Source organism: Crocosphaera watsonii WH 8501, from assembly GCF_000167195.1.
GTDB classification, from domain to species: domain Bacteria; phylum Cyanobacteriota; class Cyanobacteriia; order Cyanobacteriales; family Microcystaceae; genus Crocosphaera; species Crocosphaera watsonii.
The window spans coordinates 1-17,008 of sequence record NZ_AADV02000077.1; the positions used below are offsets into that span (position 1 = coordinate 1).

Annotated in this window: 19 protein-coding genes and 3 pseudogenes; 13 read left to right on the forward strand and 9 right to left on the reverse strand. The window is 36.9% G+C overall.

Annotated features, from left to right (window positions below):
* The coding region (locus CWATDRAFT_RS21140; RefSeq protein WP_007306944.1) for an IS66 family transposase at positions 1–539 on the forward strand (539 nt) is incomplete at its 5' end.
* Between the two features lie 307 nt (positions 540–846).
* On the opposite strand, the pseudogene CWATDRAFT_RS21145 reads toward CWATDRAFT_RS21140, so the two are convergent.
* The 7 genes and pseudogenes from CWATDRAFT_RS21145 to CWATDRAFT_RS21170 form a co-directional block, all read right to left on the reverse strand.
* A pseudogene (locus tag CWATDRAFT_RS21145) lies at positions 847–1,929 on the reverse strand (IS1380-like element ISCwa5 family transposase); the annotation flags it as partial.
* Between the two features lie 149 nt (positions 1,930–2,078).
* The gene (locus CWATDRAFT_RS21150; RefSeq protein ID WP_007306961.1) at positions 2,079–2,840 is read right to left on the reverse strand and encodes an FG-GAP repeat domain-containing protein; all 762 of its coding nucleotides are present in this window, start codon (positions 2,838–2,840) and stop codon (positions 2,079–2,081) included.
* Positions 2,756–4,171 carry a coiled-coil domain-containing protein gene (locus CWATDRAFT_RS21155; RefSeq protein ID WP_007306960.1) on the reverse strand — a complete coding sequence of 472 codons (1,416 nt, stop codon included), beginning with the start codon at positions 4,169–4,171 and terminating at the stop codon, positions 2,756–2,758. The genes CWATDRAFT_RS21150 and CWATDRAFT_RS21155 overlap by 85 nt, the downstream gene beginning before the upstream one ends.
* A 15-nt stretch (positions 4,172–4,186) precedes the next feature.
* On the reverse strand, positions 4,187–4,435 hold the full coding sequence (locus CWATDRAFT_RS21160; RefSeq protein ID WP_007306959.1) for a hypothetical protein: 249 nt from the start codon (positions 4,433–4,435) through the stop codon (positions 4,187–4,189).
* 230 nt (positions 4,436–4,665) lie between these two features.
* Positions 4,666–4,836, reverse strand: coding sequence for a hypothetical protein (locus CWATDRAFT_RS37510; protein ID WP_157134137.1), 171 nt, complete (start codon positions 4,834–4,836; stop codon positions 4,666–4,668).
* Between the two features lie 160 nt (positions 4,837–4,996).
* Positions 4,997–5,878, reverse strand: coding sequence for a DUF4351 domain-containing protein (locus tag CWATDRAFT_RS21165; RefSeq protein WP_007306958.1), 882 nt, complete (start codon positions 5,876–5,878; stop codon positions 4,997–4,999).
* Between the two features lie 99 nt (positions 5,879–5,977).
* On the reverse strand, positions 5,978–6,610 hold the full coding sequence (locus tag CWATDRAFT_RS21170) for a GNAT family N-acetyltransferase (RefSeq protein ID WP_232287161.1): 633 nt from the start codon (positions 6,608–6,610) through the stop codon (positions 5,978–5,980).
* A gap of 77 nt (positions 6,611–6,687) precedes the next feature.
* Between CWATDRAFT_RS21170 and hemH the strand changes: the two genes are divergently transcribed.
* Complete coding sequence (hemH, locus tag CWATDRAFT_RS21175) at positions 6,688–7,851, forward strand: ferrochelatase (RefSeq protein ID WP_007306945.1); 1,164 nt, start codon at positions 6,688–6,690, stop codon at positions 7,849–7,851.
* 136 nt (positions 7,852–7,987) lie between these two features.
* Here hemH and CWATDRAFT_RS21180 read toward each other — a convergent pair whose 3' ends face one another.
* Entirely contained in the window at positions 7,988–9,265 is a 1,278-nt protein-coding gene (locus CWATDRAFT_RS21180; RefSeq protein WP_007306956.1) for a HEAT repeat domain-containing protein, read from the reverse strand.
* A complete protein-coding gene (locus tag CWATDRAFT_RS40210) occupies positions 9,266–9,829 on the reverse strand; it encodes a HEAT repeat domain-containing protein (protein ID WP_232287162.1) in 564 nt (187 codons plus the stop codon).
* Between the two features lie 4 nt (positions 9,830–9,833).
* Between CWATDRAFT_RS40210 and CWATDRAFT_RS40215 the strand changes: the two are divergent.
* The 11 genes and pseudogenes from CWATDRAFT_RS40215 to CWATDRAFT_RS21235 all read left to right on the forward strand — a co-directional run.
* Positions 9,834–10,415: pseudogene (locus CWATDRAFT_RS40215) on the forward strand (helix-turn-helix domain-containing protein).
* A gap of 64 nt (positions 10,416–10,479) precedes the next feature.
* A pseudogene (locus CWATDRAFT_RS21190) lies at positions 10,480–11,120 on the forward strand (transposase).
* Positions 11,121–11,270: 150 nt separating this feature from the next.
* Entirely contained in the window at positions 11,271–11,933 is a 663-nt protein-coding gene (locus CWATDRAFT_RS21195) for a hypothetical protein (RefSeq protein WP_157134138.1), read from the forward strand.
* A 68-nt stretch (positions 11,934–12,001) separates the two neighbouring features.
* The gene (locus CWATDRAFT_RS21200; RefSeq protein ID WP_007306949.1) at positions 12,002–13,141 is read left to right on the forward strand and encodes an ABC transporter permease; all 1,140 of its coding nucleotides are present in this window, start codon (positions 12,002–12,004) and stop codon (positions 13,139–13,141) included.
* Positions 13,142–13,443: 302 nt separating this feature from the next.
* A complete protein-coding gene (locus CWATDRAFT_RS21205; RefSeq protein ID WP_007306950.1) occupies positions 13,444–13,659 on the forward strand; it encodes a DUF2997 domain-containing protein in 216 nt (71 codons plus the stop codon).
* Positions 13,660–13,704: 45 nt separating this feature from the next.
* Positions 13,705–14,091 carry a DUF1257 domain-containing protein gene (locus tag CWATDRAFT_RS21210; RefSeq protein ID WP_007306951.1) on the forward strand — a complete coding sequence of 129 codons (387 nt, stop codon included), beginning with the start codon at positions 13,705–13,707 and terminating at the stop codon, positions 14,089–14,091.
* Positions 14,091–14,525 carry a ferredoxin gene (locus CWATDRAFT_RS21215; RefSeq protein WP_007306952.1) on the forward strand — a complete coding sequence of 145 codons (435 nt, stop codon included), beginning with the start codon at positions 14,091–14,093 and terminating at the stop codon, positions 14,523–14,525. Before CWATDRAFT_RS21210 ends, CWATDRAFT_RS21215 begins: the two co-directional genes overlap by 1 nt.
* A complete protein-coding gene (locus CWATDRAFT_RS21220) occupies positions 14,518–15,426 on the forward strand; it encodes an RluA family pseudouridine synthase (RefSeq protein WP_007306953.1) in 909 nt (302 codons plus the stop codon). Before CWATDRAFT_RS21215 ends, CWATDRAFT_RS21220 begins: the two co-directional genes overlap by 8 nt.
* A gap of 138 nt (positions 15,427–15,564) precedes the next feature.
* Positions 15,565–15,783: a type II toxin-antitoxin system HicB family antitoxin gene (locus tag CWATDRAFT_RS21225; RefSeq protein ID WP_007306954.1), complete on the forward strand. Its 219-nt coding sequence runs from the start codon at positions 15,565–15,567 to the stop codon at positions 15,781–15,783.
* Positions 15,783–15,944, forward strand: a complete 162-nt coding sequence (locus tag CWATDRAFT_RS34310; protein ID WP_021830809.1) for a type II toxin-antitoxin system HicA family toxin — start codon at positions 15,783–15,785, stop codon at positions 15,942–15,944. Before CWATDRAFT_RS21225 ends, CWATDRAFT_RS34310 begins: the two co-directional genes overlap by 1 nt.
* A gap of 504 nt (positions 15,945–16,448) precedes the next feature.
* Positions 16,449–17,008 (forward strand): transposase (locus CWATDRAFT_RS21235; RefSeq protein ID WP_042712053.1); only part of this gene is annotated, 560 nt, incomplete at its 3' end.

A 17,008-nucleotide genomic window follows, 5' to 3' on the forward strand; every position in this document is an offset into this window, starting at 1 on the left:
CGGGGATCCCTGGCCAACAGAAATGTCTGGCACATTTAGAACGAGAGTTAGAGTCCCTTAAAACCAGTCGTTTTCAAGCGAATCGAGAATTTGCTGCCGATGTACAGCAAGTTTTAGCAACCGCCCGTATCCATTATCGTCATTATCATGCTCGAAATTTAACCCTTGAAGACTTAGGCTCCAAAAGAACAGAAGTCGAGAACTCACTGCAAAAGATTTTTAAAGCAACTCCCAAAAAAGGATGGCCTTATGATGCACAAAGATTGATTAACCGTCTCAAACGTCATTGGGAAGAGTGGTTCACCTTTCTAACTTATCCTGAAGTCAAACCAGATAATAATGATGCTGAGAGAGCTTTACGTCCCATTGTCATTCACCGCAAAGTAAGTGGGGGAGCAAGAAGCGACTGGGGTGCAGAGTTAGTCACCCAAATGTTCAGTTTTTTAGAGACCATGAGATTACAGGGGCAAAATGCCATTGTCCAATTATGCGAATTATTTTCATTAGCTGGTCGGAGTCCCCCAGGATTAGAGATGTAAAAGGCTCCGGAGCCGATGGGGGATAGATTTTTCTTGATCCCCCTATCTCTCTGCACAAAAATACACAGGGTTAGCGGATAATCTCCGCTAACAAAAAACTATCTTACTATTCTTTTTTTTTTCTCATATTGTTGTTTTTATTTGAGGTTTTTAAAAGACTTGATTCTGGGAATGTTAGTCATTAAAATAGCCGTAATAAATTAGCTTAAATTTTACGCTAAATCACAGGGCTTATATTTTTGTTGACTCAACTGATGTTGTTTGTAGTGCTTTTCAATAAGACTTTTTTGTTGCGGTGAGCAGTTACCATTTTTAAGCCATCACTTCCATAACAAACTTTTGTCACTACTCTTCTTTGACAACTCCATGACTTTTCTGTTTTATAACGAATAGAGCGATGCCAAGTAGAAATTGGTACTAATTTTTTAACTTCTTCTAAATCTTCTTTTTTCTGAAATAAACTATCCATTAATTCAGTTATTGGAGCTAGTTTTTTTTCATATTCATGTTTGGCTTTTTCAATTACATCATCCGCTCGTAACTTAAGAACGCCATTTGTTCCCATAGCTATAACATAATCAACTAAAGGCTGATTTTCACAAAAATAGAAGATTTCTTCACGGGCATAGGCACTATCACCCCTAACTAGGATATGAGTCTCTGACCATTTTTCTCTAATTAGTCCGATAATTCTTTGTAATTCGTCTAAGGCTCCATCGGCTGGATCTACATTAGATGAACGAAGTTTAGCCACTAATAAATGATGCCCACAGAAAATATATAAAGGAGCATAACATACTCCGTGATAATAACTATTAAAAAATGCCCCTTCTTGATTACCATGTACTTGGTCATCCGTGACATCCATATCTAATATAATACTTAAGGGAGGTTTTTTATAAGACTCTAAACAAAATTCGACAAAAGATTTTTCAATGGCTTCAAAGTTGGGTTCTATTTTATGATAACGACTCGTTTTTTTGTCGAGAATAGTCTCAGGACAATATTCCAATCTATTAATTGTACTTTTTCCAGCTAACCATCCCTTTTTATCTTCAAGTTCATTAAGCTTTTCTAAAGCGATCTTAAGGGCAGGATCGTGACGTAATTTATCATGGTCATTGACATCTTCATAGCCTAAAATAATTCCATAAAGCCTTTGTGCTAATAACTCATGAACGGAATGATCTACATAAGATTGATGACGATGATCTTGAAAACAGTTACCAAACTTCTCGGTAATTCCCAGTTTTTTATCCAACTCAGCTATCCAGACAATCCCCGCATCTGAAGTGATTAGTCCCCCATCAAAATTAGCGATTATTTCTTTTCCTTTCTGTTTACTAAAGTTGATTACTTGACGAGGGGTTCGGGGATGACTGGGACTCATTAAATCAGTTTAAGGTAAATTGCTTTAATAATTAAATTATAGCATATTTTATTCTAACAATCTAGTACTATTAGAGATTTTATTAATAATTTTTTTGGAAAAATTAGTGATTGATTTATCTTTTCATCTTTGTCTAATTCGGGTTGATTTTAATTTAAAATCTGACAACAGACTGTTGGTTGGGGAAATCTGCGATCGCTCTGTTCAAACCCACTTCCTGTAAGGCTTCTGTGTTTGGCGATCGCAGATTTTGTGAGAAATTCGGGACCAGGAGTAAAACTCTTAATACTGAAACTTCCATCTCCATTAGAATGCCAAAGATGAACATAATTATTAACATCAAAATGAACTAAGTCTGTTTTGCCATCTCCATTAAAATCTCCTGTTTCGTATCTATAATTATTAACTCCGACTCCATATCCCCCACCAGGAGTAAAACTCTTAATACTGAAACTTCCATCTCCATTAGAATGCCAAAGATGAACATAATTATTAACATCAAAATGAACTAAGTCTGTTTTGCCATCTCCATTAAAATCTCCTGTTTCGTATCTATAATTATTAACTCCGACTCCATATCCCCCACCAGGAGTAAAACTCTTAATACTGAAACTTCCATCTCCATTAGAATGCCAAAGATGAACATAATTATTAACATCAAAATGAACTAAGTCTGTTTTGCCATCTCCATTAAAATCTCCTGTTTCATATCTATAATTATTAACTCCGACTCCATATCCCCCACCAGGAGTAAAACTCTTAATACTGAAACTTCCATCTCCATTAGAATGCCAAAGATGAACATAATTATTAACATCAAAATGAACTAAGTCTGTTTTGCCATCTCCATTAAAATCTCCTGTTTCATATCTATAATTATTAACTCCGACTCCATATTTTGATTCCCCCAAGTATGATTAATCCCAAAACCGTTATAAGCAAATTGGGCTTGGTTAAAGGTCTCAAGTCCATAAATCTTATCTTTAACTTGATCAACAGGTGGTTGAAGTGCGTTAGTAAGATATTGTTCTAACTGTTGTGCATATCCTTGTAAATTAGGAGTATTTTTAACTTTTTCTAACAAAGATTTAGCAAGATTAATAATCTGAACTTTTGCTGATTCATAATCATCTTTTTTGCCAGATGCTAACTTGTCTTTAACTGCTTGTAAGATAGCATACTCTTCTTCTAACCTAGTTAAAGTAGAAATATGTTCTATTTTTTCAGATAATAAATTAACCTGTTGTTGCTGAGTGCTTAAAACAGCGATCGCCTCTTCTAAACTGTCAACAGACTCCCCTAAAGCATCAGCATAATTAACCTGCGCTTCTTGACGTGCGATCGCTTCTTGTAACTGAATTTTATCTAATAAATATTCCCCTTCCGGATCAGCTAAATTATCCTCTATATAACTCTCTAATTCATTAACTGCTTCGGTACGTTTTTCCGATAAATTCCAGACATCAACCGTCAACTTATGAGACTCTTGTAAATTCTCTAACCAAATAGCAGATAAACTCTCAATTTCCTCTGCTAACTCCGCACCTAAAATAACATAACCTTCAATACTATCCGCTTCTAAAGCAACCGTTACCGCATCTTCTGACGCTGCTTGAGACTGTAAAGAAGTTAACCTTTCTGAGATTTTTTCTTCCCCTTCTACTGCTAAATATTGTTGCCATAACTTGATAACTTCGGGGGTATTTTCATCAATATTCCAATCTAAAAACCCTGTTACATCTTCTGCTAATAAATAAGCATTAATAGTTTCAAAATCAGTTAAAGCTGTCTCTGCTAATGTTGCAGTTGCTTGTAACCCTTCTAACTCGCTTTGTAAATCTAATAATTTTTGATTCGCATCATTAACAATGGTTTCCTGTTCAACAATCTCCTGATTATTTAACCTTTCTAAATCCTCTGTTTGCTGCTGTATTTGTAACTTAACTGACTCGAATTTTTGAGCAGTATCTAACCTACTCAAGGATAATAATTCCTTTTGTGTATCTAACCGTAAAATATGGGCAATTAACTCTCTATTTAAAGCATCAATTTGTTGCTCATTACTATTGGTATCTTGACGAAGCTGTGATATTTCTTCCTCTGTCTCAGAAATATCTTCTTTAATCTCATCAACCTTAGCTTTAATAACTAACTTTTCCTCATCAGAAAACTTTTCAATAGATTCTTTTTGTTCCTCAAATATCTCTATTTCCTTGACTAAAGAAGCTTTATCTGCTATCAACCTTTGTAACCTTTCCTATTCAAACCGATAAATTTTATTAGCAATAGTTAACTTTTCTTCAATAGTTTGTATCTCAGAAGATGTTACCGAGACATCTTTTCTTAACTCCTCATATTCATCCAAAAATACTTGAAAAGCAGCATCAAATGCACTTTTTAAAGAGTTAATAGCTGTTTCATTATTTAATAAACTTAAACCATATAAAAAGGTAATTAAATTATTGTAAGATTGGGTTAATAGTTCGATGGCTAATTTAGTATTCATTTTGATGTATTTTTCTTAAATGAGTTTGGTTAGAAATTAAGTAGGGTGCGTTAGGAAAACTATAATTTTTTGGGTAATTTTTCTACTTTTTATGCCGTAACACACCAATCATAAGTTTTGTGGTGTATTACGCTACACTAATACACCCTACAATTCTGTTTAATCTTCATTTCATCATCTTTTTTCTCCGATTTTTAATTAATAAAAAATAAAAATGATATTTATCAAATTCAGTGAAAATGTTCCATATTCCACTCATCAACAGGAATCCCTGATTCTTCAGGAGTTCCGAGAAATTCAAATGGTTGTGTTCCGGCTAAAGCAGGTTTAGATTTTATTTGAGTAATTGTATCATCTTTAATTTCCTTTTTAAATAACAAAAAATCCATGAAATCGAGCATTTATTGTTGTTGTTCAGGTGTTAGTTGATGAAACTTGTTTAAAATAACTGTATCTTGAATCATTGCTTGAGTCATAATTTAACCTCTGTCTTGATGAACTATTTACATTGATTTTATTTAATGGCTAATATACATCTCTTCTAATTTCTGTTTGAAATTCTCAAACATTTAACCAGTTAACTAAATCATCAATGGTAGAGAAATCTAATAAAGCTTCTCCTAAATCTTCTAACTGAGAACTATTTAAACTCTCAATTTTTTCAACTAATGCTGAGTTAACCTCCCCAAATTTATGTTTAATTTGACGAATGACAAGAGATACTTGACCTTGACGCATCCAACTGGTAGTAAATTCCATAACATCCTCCTGTACTGGTTGACTAAATGTATCAATTTCTGTTTGAAATTGTATTTCTTCTGAACGATTTAAGGTTAGATAAGTGTCCACAAACCCCGAAATCAATTGCATTCTCGCAGGGTCTAATTTCAATGTTACCAATAACCTCAAACATTCTGCTTTAACTTTGGGTCGATCTTTGGGATCAATCTTCATTTTCGCCATTAATGCAGACGCAACAGGGTTAGATTGATTCAGAAAATCTCGCCAATTTAAACGATTTAATTGAATCACCTGATAATTAAATTCTAAGACTTTAAAATCAGGAAATATTACCTCATATTGTTTGTCTGCTTCTTTATTAGGACTATCATAAGAAAAGATCACAATAGGATAGACAGGTAAGGCAAATTTTTCATGAAAGCGGGCAAAATAAGTAAACATTCGTCGATTAAATTGCGCTTTTGCCGTTGCTTGTGCTTCCACATGAATCAAAAAATAAGCATCTTTTCCCTGAAATTTAACTTTAGCAATTAAATCACTTTCATACTTCTCTCCTTCCGTCACATCGGTAAATACTTCTTTGTCTAAAAAGGTAATTGACTCCTGTTCCAAATAAGTGAGAACTTCAGGAAAAAATAAATCAATAAACTCTACAAAGAAAGTGGAAATTAATTCCTTAAATAAACGATAATGATCAATCATATTACTTAAAATTTACAGAGTAAAATATAGCTACAGTGGACAATCTAGGTTTTGTCAGGTGGGCAAAGTTTCTAGTTTATCAGTAGTCTAGATAAGTCTCTAATTTGCCCACCCTAAGGTTTTCATAATTGATCTGTAAACACTTTTTATATTAATCATAATAAATTTACTGCTTTGAGAAACCTGAGGCTTTAAAGGAGGTAAATTTTTATCTTTTATTTCATAGTGTTGGGTATATTGAATAGCAGCTTTTTTAAAGCCAAACCTTTCTAGTAACTTATGAACCCCTGTTTGTTCAATGCTAATTAATAGGTCAATATCGCTAATTTTCAATTTTTGAGCCAAAGCGATCGCACCTTCAACTAACAAGCAAATAGCATCGGGTTGACGATGTTTTTCCTCAACATATAAGCCGATCGCCCCACCCAAACGACGAGGTTGAAAAGGACTATCCGTTACCCCGTCATAGTCTAAAGATGGGGTTTCGTCATGAACATAAACAAATAAAAAGCCCACAATCTTTTTATGTTCTCCATATTCCAAAATAAACCCATAAATATAGGGAGATTCTAACTTCTGTTTGACATAGGAGACAAAATCAAAATCAGGCTTAAGAACCATTCCAGGGTCGTGCTGCGATCGCTCCTCTAAAAAAGCCATCCACAGAGGGGCGATGGCTTTAGCATCATCAAGGTTTGCCCGTCGCTGATAGTACATATTGATTAATCCCATTGAAAACTGTTATTAAGGGTGCAAATCTTGTTACACTTATCTAAGAATCAAAAAATCTTAATTAACTATAAAAAATTATGGATCGCGTTGGGGTCTTATTACTAAATTTAGGGGGTCCAGAACAATTACAAGATGTTCGCCCTTTCCTGTTCAATCTATTTTCTGATCCAGAAATTATCAGACTACCTTTTCCTTGGCTACAAAAACCTTTAGCTTGGTTCATTTCCAATGCTAGGGTGAATACCTCTCAAGAAAATTATCGTCAAATTGGGGGAGGATCACCTTTACGGAAGATTACAGAAGCGCAAGGAGAGGCCCTGGAACAGAAACTTGCTGAGACTGGTCAAAAAGCCGATATTTATATCGGAATGCGCTATTGGTATCCTTTCACCGAAGAAGCTATTGCCCGCATCAAACGCGATCGCCTCCGTAAATTAGTCATTCTTCCTCTCTATCCTCAATTTTCTATCAGTACCAGTGGTTCTAGTTTTCGGGTACTCGAAGAAATGTGGGAAGCCGATCCCATGCTGCGACAGATAGAATATACTTTGATCCCATCCTGGTACGATCATCCTCTTTATTTACAAGCGATGGCCGACCTCATCGCCCAAGAATTGGATAAATGTCCGAACCCCGATGACATTCATATCTTTTTTAGCGCCCACGGAGTTCCGCAAAGCTATGTCGAAGAAGCTGGCGATCCCTATCAAGCAGAAATTGAAGCTTGTACCCGTTTGATCATGAAAACCCTCAGCCGTCCCAACGCTCATACTTTAGCTTATCAAAGTAGAGTTGGCCCTGTGGAATGGTTAAAACCCTACACAGAGGAAGCATTGCAAGAACTTGGGGCAGAAGGAGTCAAAAATTTATTAGTGGTTCCCATTAGTTTTGTTTCGGAACATATCGAAACCCTACAAGAAATTGATATCGAATACCGTGAAGTGGCCGAAGAAGCAGGAATTACCAATTTTCTGAGAGTTCCTGCTTTGAATACCCATACCCTTTTCATCGATGCGTTAGCAGACTTAGTTACCCATTCTCTCAAAGAACCCCCCGTCACCTTTAAATCTATTACCCATCCCAAGAAAAACATGAAAATGTATCCCCAAGAACGTTGGCAGTGGGGACTGACTACTGCTGCTGAGGTTTGGAACGGAAGATTAGCTATGTTAGGGTTTTTCGGCTTGTTGATCGAGTTAATGACCGGTCATGGACCCCTCCACTATGTTGGTCTCTTGTAAGCTAAGAACCATTTAAACAAGGTTTTGAGCAATGAACAATGAACAATTAACAATTAATAATTACATCTCCGCAAAAGTGGGAGTAATTATTAATTTCCTGGGAAAATACTCTCCGGTGTCTCCGGTGTCTCCGGTGTCAATTATTTAACTTTTGTTGCAGCCAATCAATGAGGGTTTGCCCCAACTGAGGATCATCAGGAGAAAAGACGGATAACTCTGATGATTCCTGTTGGGTTATAACAGCAATGATTCCTTTAAACTTCACTAAACTATTTAAAAGATGGGCAGATAAACTGGAATTACCCTGATCGTAAAAAAGTAAAATTAACTTGCTTTTATTTGACTTTTGTGGTGGTAAATGCCAATAAAGACGAAGTTTAGAGAGAGTTTCTGGTAAACCATATTCAAAGACTGGACAGTTTTGTTCTAACATTTGATCGTAGATATCAATGGCAGGATTCTCCGCATCTATAAAGCGGCGAGTTGCGATGAAAATAATCTGATCGGAGGTTAACTCTGGTGCGTTTTTGAGTTGTTGTTGTAACCTCTCAAAACTGCTGTTATTCTCTTTTGTTTCTGGTTCGGTATTTTGCAAAGTTAATGACAGTTTCTGGGGTAAACCCCGTTGCTGCCAAGCTTCCTTAAAAGTTTGATAGGATAAATGTTGGGCGCAATGCCACATCACTTGATAACAAGGAGAATGATCGGGTAATGATCTATATAGCAGATGATCCCGCAATTGACTAACCACTTGGGACATTTTTTTTTCTGGTAAAATAGTTATTAATCCTTCTGCAATTTGTTTTCCTAAATCTTTATCCTTAATAGTAGGCAAAAGTCTTATAAAAGTAGTGATAGTCCCTTTATTCCCTACGGCAATCTTACTTAAACTTTTCGCTGCACAACGCAGACTTTCTGGGTGAGAACTTGTTTCTAATAGTCGAATTAATGTGGCGATCGCTGCTGGGTTTCCTTGACCAACTTCCCCTAAACTTTCCGCTGCCAAACTACGAATATCTGGATCATTAGTGGATTGAATTAAATTCACTAAAACCATCAATACTTCTAAATTTCCTGGGTCAAGCTTACCCAAACTAACTGCAACTTGACGTAAAACAAACTCGTCTCTTGATATTTGTAAATTTTTACTCAAAGCCTTGATGGAAGTTGGATTTCCTGGATCAATTTTTCCTAATTTCTCAGCAATTTCTCGATAGACTTCTTCATCTTCTGTTTCTTCCATTAATTGTATAGAAACTTTAACACTCCTTGGATTACTGGGGTCAACTTTCCCTAAGCTATCTAATGCTTCTTTACGAATTAGTAAGGGTTCTTCTGGTTCAATTAATTTTTCTAAAATAGCGATCGCTTGTTCATTCCCCGTACCAATTTTTCCCAAACTACTAATAGCCATTCAACGTAAATAAAGGTCATCATTTGTTTCCAAAAGAGATACCAAAGCAGCGACAGCTTGACGATTTCCTGGACAAACTTCTCCCAAATTATAAACAACTTCTTGACGAATACTTGTTTTTTGGGTTGTCTCCATTAGTTTTATTAAGCCGGCAATAGCTGTGGGATTACTGGGATCTATCTTTTCTAAACTTTCTGCTGCCTGTCTTCGGATAGTTTCGTCTTTGGTGCTGCGAATTAATTGAACTAAAATAGCAATAGCGGTTGCATTTCCTTGACCAATAATTTCTAAACACTGAAAGATCCGTCGCTTAAAATTAGGGTTTGGTTTACTATGTAATAAACGAACTAGGGCTTTAACCCCTTGTCCCTGTCCTTGAGCAATTTTTTCTAACGTTAAAAACGCTTTTTGATAGTCTTGTTCCTTCTGGGGTTTTTCTAACCCTTGAACGATTAAATTAATAGCTGTAGAATTTCCTGGATCGATAGTTCCTAAAGTTTCTGCTAGTGCAGCTTGGCGAAAGTAATCCACCAGATTTTTACAAAAACTTTCGTGACTAGCCACGACAATGTGTTTCAATGAAACTAACGGAAGAATCTCGAAGTTGATGTCCATGATAAAAGCATTGCCAATTAACCTCTCCAACCTACAGAAAACAGTACTCCAACAAATAGTGAGAGGGACAACAAACCCCTATCGCCTTGTTAGACGAGCCAAGCTAATCTTAGCCGCAGCATCAGGAGAGAGCAATAGTTCGATTAGTCGAAGATTAGAATTAGACCGAGTATAAGTGCGTCAGTGGCGATCGCGATGGTTTGAGGAGAGAGAAAAACTGAGTGCCGCCGAAGAACAACAGGTAACGGAGAAAGCATTAATGGTCTTGATCAAAGGAATTTTAAGCGATCGCCCAAGACCTGGAACAACAAAATCCTTTACGGTCGAACAAGTAGTCCAGATTGTAGCGATCGCTTGTGAAGAATGTGAAAAATCAGACAGACCAGTGAGCCATTGGACACCTTCAGAGTTGGCGGATGAAGCCATAAAAAGAGGAATTGTCGAAAAGATTTCCCCCCGTAGTGTGGGGCGTTTTTTAAAAAGAAGCGACATTACAACCACATCTCGTTCGTTACTGGTTAAATGCCAAAATTGATGATCCCTTAAAATTTAAAAAGCAAGTCAAATATATCTGTGAACTTCATCAAGAAGCTAAAACTTTGTTAGAACAAGGAATTCATTTAATTAGTACAGATGAAATGACAGGGATTCAAGCTCTTGAGAGATTATTTCCGAACAAAAGAATCAAGCCTAAACAAGTAGAAAAAATCGAATTTGAATATGAAAGACACGGAACTTTAAGCTTGATTGCGAACTGGGATGTGGCAAGAGGAAAAGTTGTTAGTCCCTCTATTGGACCGACAAGAACAGAACAAGATTTTTCTGAACATATCCAGAGAACGATTAAGATTGATGAAAAAGCAGAATGGATTTTTATTGTAGATCAACTCAACACTCATAAATCGGAAAGCTTAGTCAAATTAGTAGCAGAAAGCTGTGGAATTACTATTGATTTGGGGAGAAAAGGAAAGGAGGGAATTTTGCAATCTATGGACAGCAGAGCAGATTTTTTATCAGATGAATCTCATCGAATTCGCTTTGTTTATATTCCCAAACATACATCGTGGCTTAATCAAATTGAGTGTTGGTTTTCGATCTTAGTCAGGCGTTTACTCAAAAGAATTACTGTCCGTTCAACTGAAGAACTATCCCAAAAAATTCTCAATTTTATTGATTACTTAATCAACATTTTGCTAAGCCGTTCGTTTGGAAATTTAAGGGCTTTAAAGATCATAAGTGACTGGTGGATTATTTTTGCTAAGCTGCACTAGCACAAGTTAATCTTCTTGGTACTACCCTTGAGGAGTTTGAGCATTTGGGGTATGGAACAGAAAATATTAGGAGTAAAGAAAGCCGTCATGGGGATAAGATGGAGTACGAAGTGGTCACAATGGCTCATGCCCGTTCGGAACTCAGTGGTGGTAATGGAACTCGTATCCCTCGTTATAGGGTTACCCCACCCATTGTCTTTGAGGAAGACGGTCATGCCACTATTGATGTTCTCCATGTCAAAATTCCTTGTTACAATGAAACCACCTCTACCGAAGTTGAAACCGTTTTTTATACTAGCGATCTGAATGCCGAGGGGTTAGTTGAAGGGACAGTCCGAGGTGATACAGTTTCATTCAAGAAAAATCAAGCAGCTAATTTTCACATAACAGAAACAAGCTCCGGAGGATGTAGCTATAAAAATAGACAGTATCAGATTAATCTTAACGATGGAAATGGTAGAATAAAGTATGCTACTAATGATACCGGGAATCATACTAAGCTAGATCATATTATTGATAGTAAATCAAAAAATTTTCAAGAAATTGTCGATTTGTTAAAGTCTGACAAATTAATTAGGGAGGCTGATGATGGTACTTACGACTTTTTCCTTCCTGATAACAAGGTTCTCTACTTTATAGAATTTGAATTTAATCAACTTAAGAGGGATGAAAACGGCAATATTGTCCGGGATGAAAACAGGAGACCTATCAAAGAGTCGCAACCCGATCCTCCTTTTCATGATGATGCAATTGTTTTAGTGGAAGTAACAAAATCTAAGTGATGCTATTTTTCTACTTTTTGGCTTGAGTGAGGTAAAGTAATAAGGAATTTTGACTATACTTGTTTTGAATGTTTATGATATCTTCAGTCCACTCAACTAACTGGTGGCAAAAACTTAAAAATAATCCTCTCGCTCGTTTTGGAGCAGTATTACTGATAATTTTCTATATAGCTGTGATTGCGGCTGATTTTGTCGCTCCTTATAATCCCTACATATCACAAGCTGATGGTTCTCTCCTTCCCCCCACACAAATTCATTGGACAACCCAAGACGGTCGCTTTATCGGTCCCCACGTCTATCCAACCACCCAAAGTCCTACGGATGTTGAGACGGGAAAACGCAGTTTAAATGTCGATTTTGAGCAACCTTCTCCCATTCGGCTCTTGGTTAAGGGTGAAACTTACCCCTTCTTACAAGTTCGTCTCCCTTTACCCCCTTCTTTTGAAGAAGTAGAACTATTTTCTGGTATTCCTCTGGATCGTCATCTTTTTGGTACTGTTGGTCCAGGAAAACTTAATTTACTGGGAACGGATGAACAAGCAAGAGATCAATTCAGTCGTTTACTTTTTGGGGGCAGAATTAGCCTATTTATCGGTCTAGTCGGTATTATTATCTCTTTTCCCCTCGGCATGATCGTCGGAGGCATTGCCGGTTATTTTGGTGGCTGGCTCGATGCAGTTTTAATGCGTCTGGTAGAAGTTTTAATGACAATTCCTGGCATTTATCTTTTAGTAGCTCTAGCTGCTGTGCTGCCCCCTAGTTTGACCAGTGCGCAACGATTCTTGTTGATTGTCTTAATTACTTCTTTTATTGGTTGGTCAGGACTGGCCAGGGTTATCCGTGGTCAGGTTTTATCCCTCAAAGAACAGGAATTTGTTCAGGCCGCAAAAGCTATGGGGGCAACTCCTTGGCGCATTATTGTTCGTCATGTACTTCCCCAAACAGCTACCTATATTATTATATCAGCAACGCTAGCAGTTCCTGGTTTTATTGTTTCTGAGTCTGTCCTCAGTCTCATTGGCCTAGGAATTCAACAACCTGACCCCAGTTGGGGTAATTTACTCTCGGTATCGACAAATGCCTCCATTTTGGTGCTTCAACCCTGGCTGATTTGTCCTCCGGCTCTTTTAATTATCCTCACCGTTCTCTCCTTTAATTTACTGGGAGATGGTTTGAGAGATGCTCTTGATCCCCGCAGTCTGGATTGATAATCTTTCTTAGTAAAAGGTCCCAGATGTGAACCCAAATTTTCGCTAATTGGTCATTTCTGTATATTTTTGTTAACTTCTTACTATTGTGGGAAAGTTACCCTTGACTTTTTCTGGAAGGTTAAGCGAAACTTACATTAAACTGAGCAGAAGACTAACCAAATATTAACTTTTGCTAAAATTTGATTAGTAATGCTAAGCTTAATCAAGATTTATATCTTGAGCAGCAGAGGCCAAATTAATCCTTCCTAGAAGAGAGAAAACGCCTAAACCCCCCATAAACTTCTATTCTAGAATCAACCATGAATATGGAAACCCTAGAATTCGTGATCTACCCCGATGGCCGTGTTAAAGAAATGGTCACTGGCATAATTGGTTCCTCTTGTCAAGAGGTAACGGCAGCGATCGAAGCGCAACTAGGAAGAGTAATTTCTACGGAAAAGACCTCTGAATACTATCAGCAACAAAACACCCAAGTAGCAACAGCAAGCAATCAAGCTTCTTCTAGCGATTGGTAACCGTTAATTTTTCGCCCTTTGTAAAGTTCTCACATTTGAAAGAATATGTCACACTTTAGCAACATTAAAACCCAAATCCGTAACCTAACCTCTCTCAAAGCAGCACTCAACGACATGGGGATCGATTGGAAAGAAGGACCCGATACCGTTAGAGGTTATAAAGGTCAAACCCGTAAGGCTGAAATTGTAGTTGAACAAGAAAATAACTATGACATTGGTTTTAGCTGGAATGGTAGCGAATACGAATTAGTTGCCGATTTAGAATATTGGCAACAACCTTTATCAGTTGATGGATTTTTGAAAAAAGTAACTCAAGGATATGCTCTGCATACCATTCTTGATGAGTCTGCTCAACAAGGGTTTCAAGTTGCCCAACAACAAAAAAATGAAGACGGTTCTATTCGCCTTGTTGTTCAACGCTGGAGTGCGTAATGACTGATTTTTCCCTCACCCCCGATCGCTCTGGGTTAGAACCGGAACTAGGGGGGATTTTTCGAGATGCCCCCGAAAGAACGGGGTTTGAGCCAGAATTAGGGGGTCAACTACGACAAAAAGGTGTTTATGTCGATGAGTTGACCTGTATTGGCTGTAAAAACTGTGTTCACTTTGCCCCTAATACCTTCTACGTTGAGGAGAATTATGGGCGGGCGCGGGTTTACAATCAAGATGGCGATGAAGAGGATACCATCCAAGAAGCGATCGATACTTGTCCTGTGGATTGTATCCACTGGGTTGACTATACTGAGTTAGAAGAACTCGAAGATGTTCGTCAACATCAACAAATAAAACCTCTTGGTTTTCCTCAAACCCATCGTACTTCTAAGAGGAGGAAAAAATTTCCTCGAAGAAGATTAAGGCATGAATAAGGGCTGGATTTATCGAGAAAAAATTAAGCAAAATCATGCCGGTCTAACTCTCATAGAATACTATACTAAACATTACCATCATTCTAACTATCAACAATGGTTAGAAAGGATTATTAGTGGTCAAGTTCTTGTTGATGAGCAAACTGTTGACCCTCAAACTGTTTTGAAAACAGGGCAACGGTTAAGCTATCATCGTCCTCCTTGGCAAGAACCAGAAGTACCTTTATCTTTTGAGATTATCTATGAGGATGATAATCTCTTAATTGTTAATAAACCTTCTGGTCTTCCTGTGTTACCAGGGGGAGGATTTTTAGAACATACTTTATTATGGCAGTTAAAAAAACAGTATCCCCAAAATGAACCGATTCCTATTCATCGTTTAGGGAGAGGAACATCGGGGTTAATGTTGATGGGAAAAAGTGCGATCGCTCGTTCTCATTTAACCCAACAAATGCGAGAACAGAAAATTAGCAAAGTATATCAGGGTTTAATTGGCAAAAATAATCTTCCTGATAAGTTTAGTATTGATCATCCCATTGGCAAAATACCTGATCCGGTTTTGGGTTATATTTATGGGGCAAAAGTTGATGGAAAATATGCTTATAGTGAGTGTCGTGTTCTAGGAAGATATGTAGATAAAACACTTTTGGAAGTTACTATATTAACCGGTCGTCCTCATCAAATTAGAATTCATTTAGCTACCATTGGTTATCCTTTATTGGGTGATCCTTTATATGTTGTTGGGGGCATTCCTAAAACGGGTTTTAAAGAGGACAACGACACCATTAATGTTCCTGGTGATTGTGGTTATTTTCTCCATGCTTATCAACTTTCTTTTGTTCATCCAGTTACTAATCAATGTTTAACTTTTACTTGTGAAAGACCCTTTCTGGAAGAATAAACTGATGAGTAGTTGTCATTCCCAGAAACACTCTTTATATTGGTAGGGTGGGCAAATTTTTTAGATATTATGATAGCTTTAAATCAGTTTAAGCGTTGCCCACCTCTAAGATAACAAAATCAATAGGTTTAATGATCAATGCTAACACCAAGAGAATTCTATGTCGTGATTGAACGGGACGAGGATGGTTACTATGTCGGAGAAGTTCCTCAGCTTAAAGGTTGTTATAGCCAAGGAGACACCATTGATGAGTTATTGACTAATATTAAAGAAGTTATTGAACTTTGCTTGGAAGAACAAGAAGAAAGTAATAAAAATTTATCGGAGTTTGTAGGAATTCAAAAAGTATCTATCTAATGCCTAAATTACCCAATGTTACGGGAAATCAACTTATCCAAGTTCTTAATAAAGTTGGATTTCAATTTGTACGTCAAAAAGGTAGTCATATGCGTCTCAGACATGAAGATGGAAGAGTTGTTACTGTTCCTGTACATATAGCAATCAGGAATGATTCATGAGAACATCAAGATCCCCCCTTAATAAGGGGGGTTAGGGGGGATCAGTTTCAACATTAATTCTCACAACTGATAAATGATTGCTATAGTGGAAAAATTGTGGGTAAAGGGTTCCTTCTAAAAATATTAAGAGATGCTCAATTAACAAAAGATGACTTGATTAATTTGCTCCAATAATAAACAATATTTAAAAGTTATGTGGTGGGAAAATTAAGATTATTCTTCTTTTAATACCAATTTCCTAAAGTCCGGCTACACATCCGGTGTAGGGGTCAACGGCCGTTGACCCCTACAAGATAAACCTCTGTAGTCTAAGTTTATGAAAATGGTATAATTAAGAAGATTTTCAGAATGTGCATCGGCCTACGTTAGGGTTTGCTGAATAAAAGCAAAACCCTATTCTTTAAAAGGTTACACCCATATTCGCGATCGCAAAAAAGATCAGCTTTGTCTGCTACAAACCGCTATAATTGGTAGAAACACCTCCCAGTTGTTGGTCAAGAACAAATGTATCGAAAAGAGGAGCAACCTTTACCGCCCCCAGAAAAATTTGAATTACCTTTCGAGGGCAAATTGTCCCCCAATAATCGTTGGGTAATCATGGCAGAGTTGATACCTTGGGATGATTTTGAGGAAGAATATGCTAAACTTTTTTCAGCAGAAAAAGGTGCGCCAGCCAAACTATTTAGAATGGCATTAGGGACATTAATTATTAAGGGAAAATTAGGAACAAGTGATAGAGAAACTATAGAACAGATTAAAGAAAATCCCTATCTACAATACTTTATAGGTTTAAATTGTTATCAACAAGAGCCACCACTGGAATCTTCAATGCTAGTTCATTTTAGGAAAAGAATTGATGGAGAATTGATAAACAAAATCAATAAAAAAATAGTAAAAAGAGAAATAGACAAGAGTGATAAAGAAGTAAAAAAAAAGGATTGTCTCCAAGAAAAAGGAGAAAAAATAAAAAATAAAGGTAAACTAATTTTAGATGCGACTTGTGCGCCAGCAGACATCAAATACCCAACGGATTTAGGCATATTAAATCAAGCCAGAATTGAGAC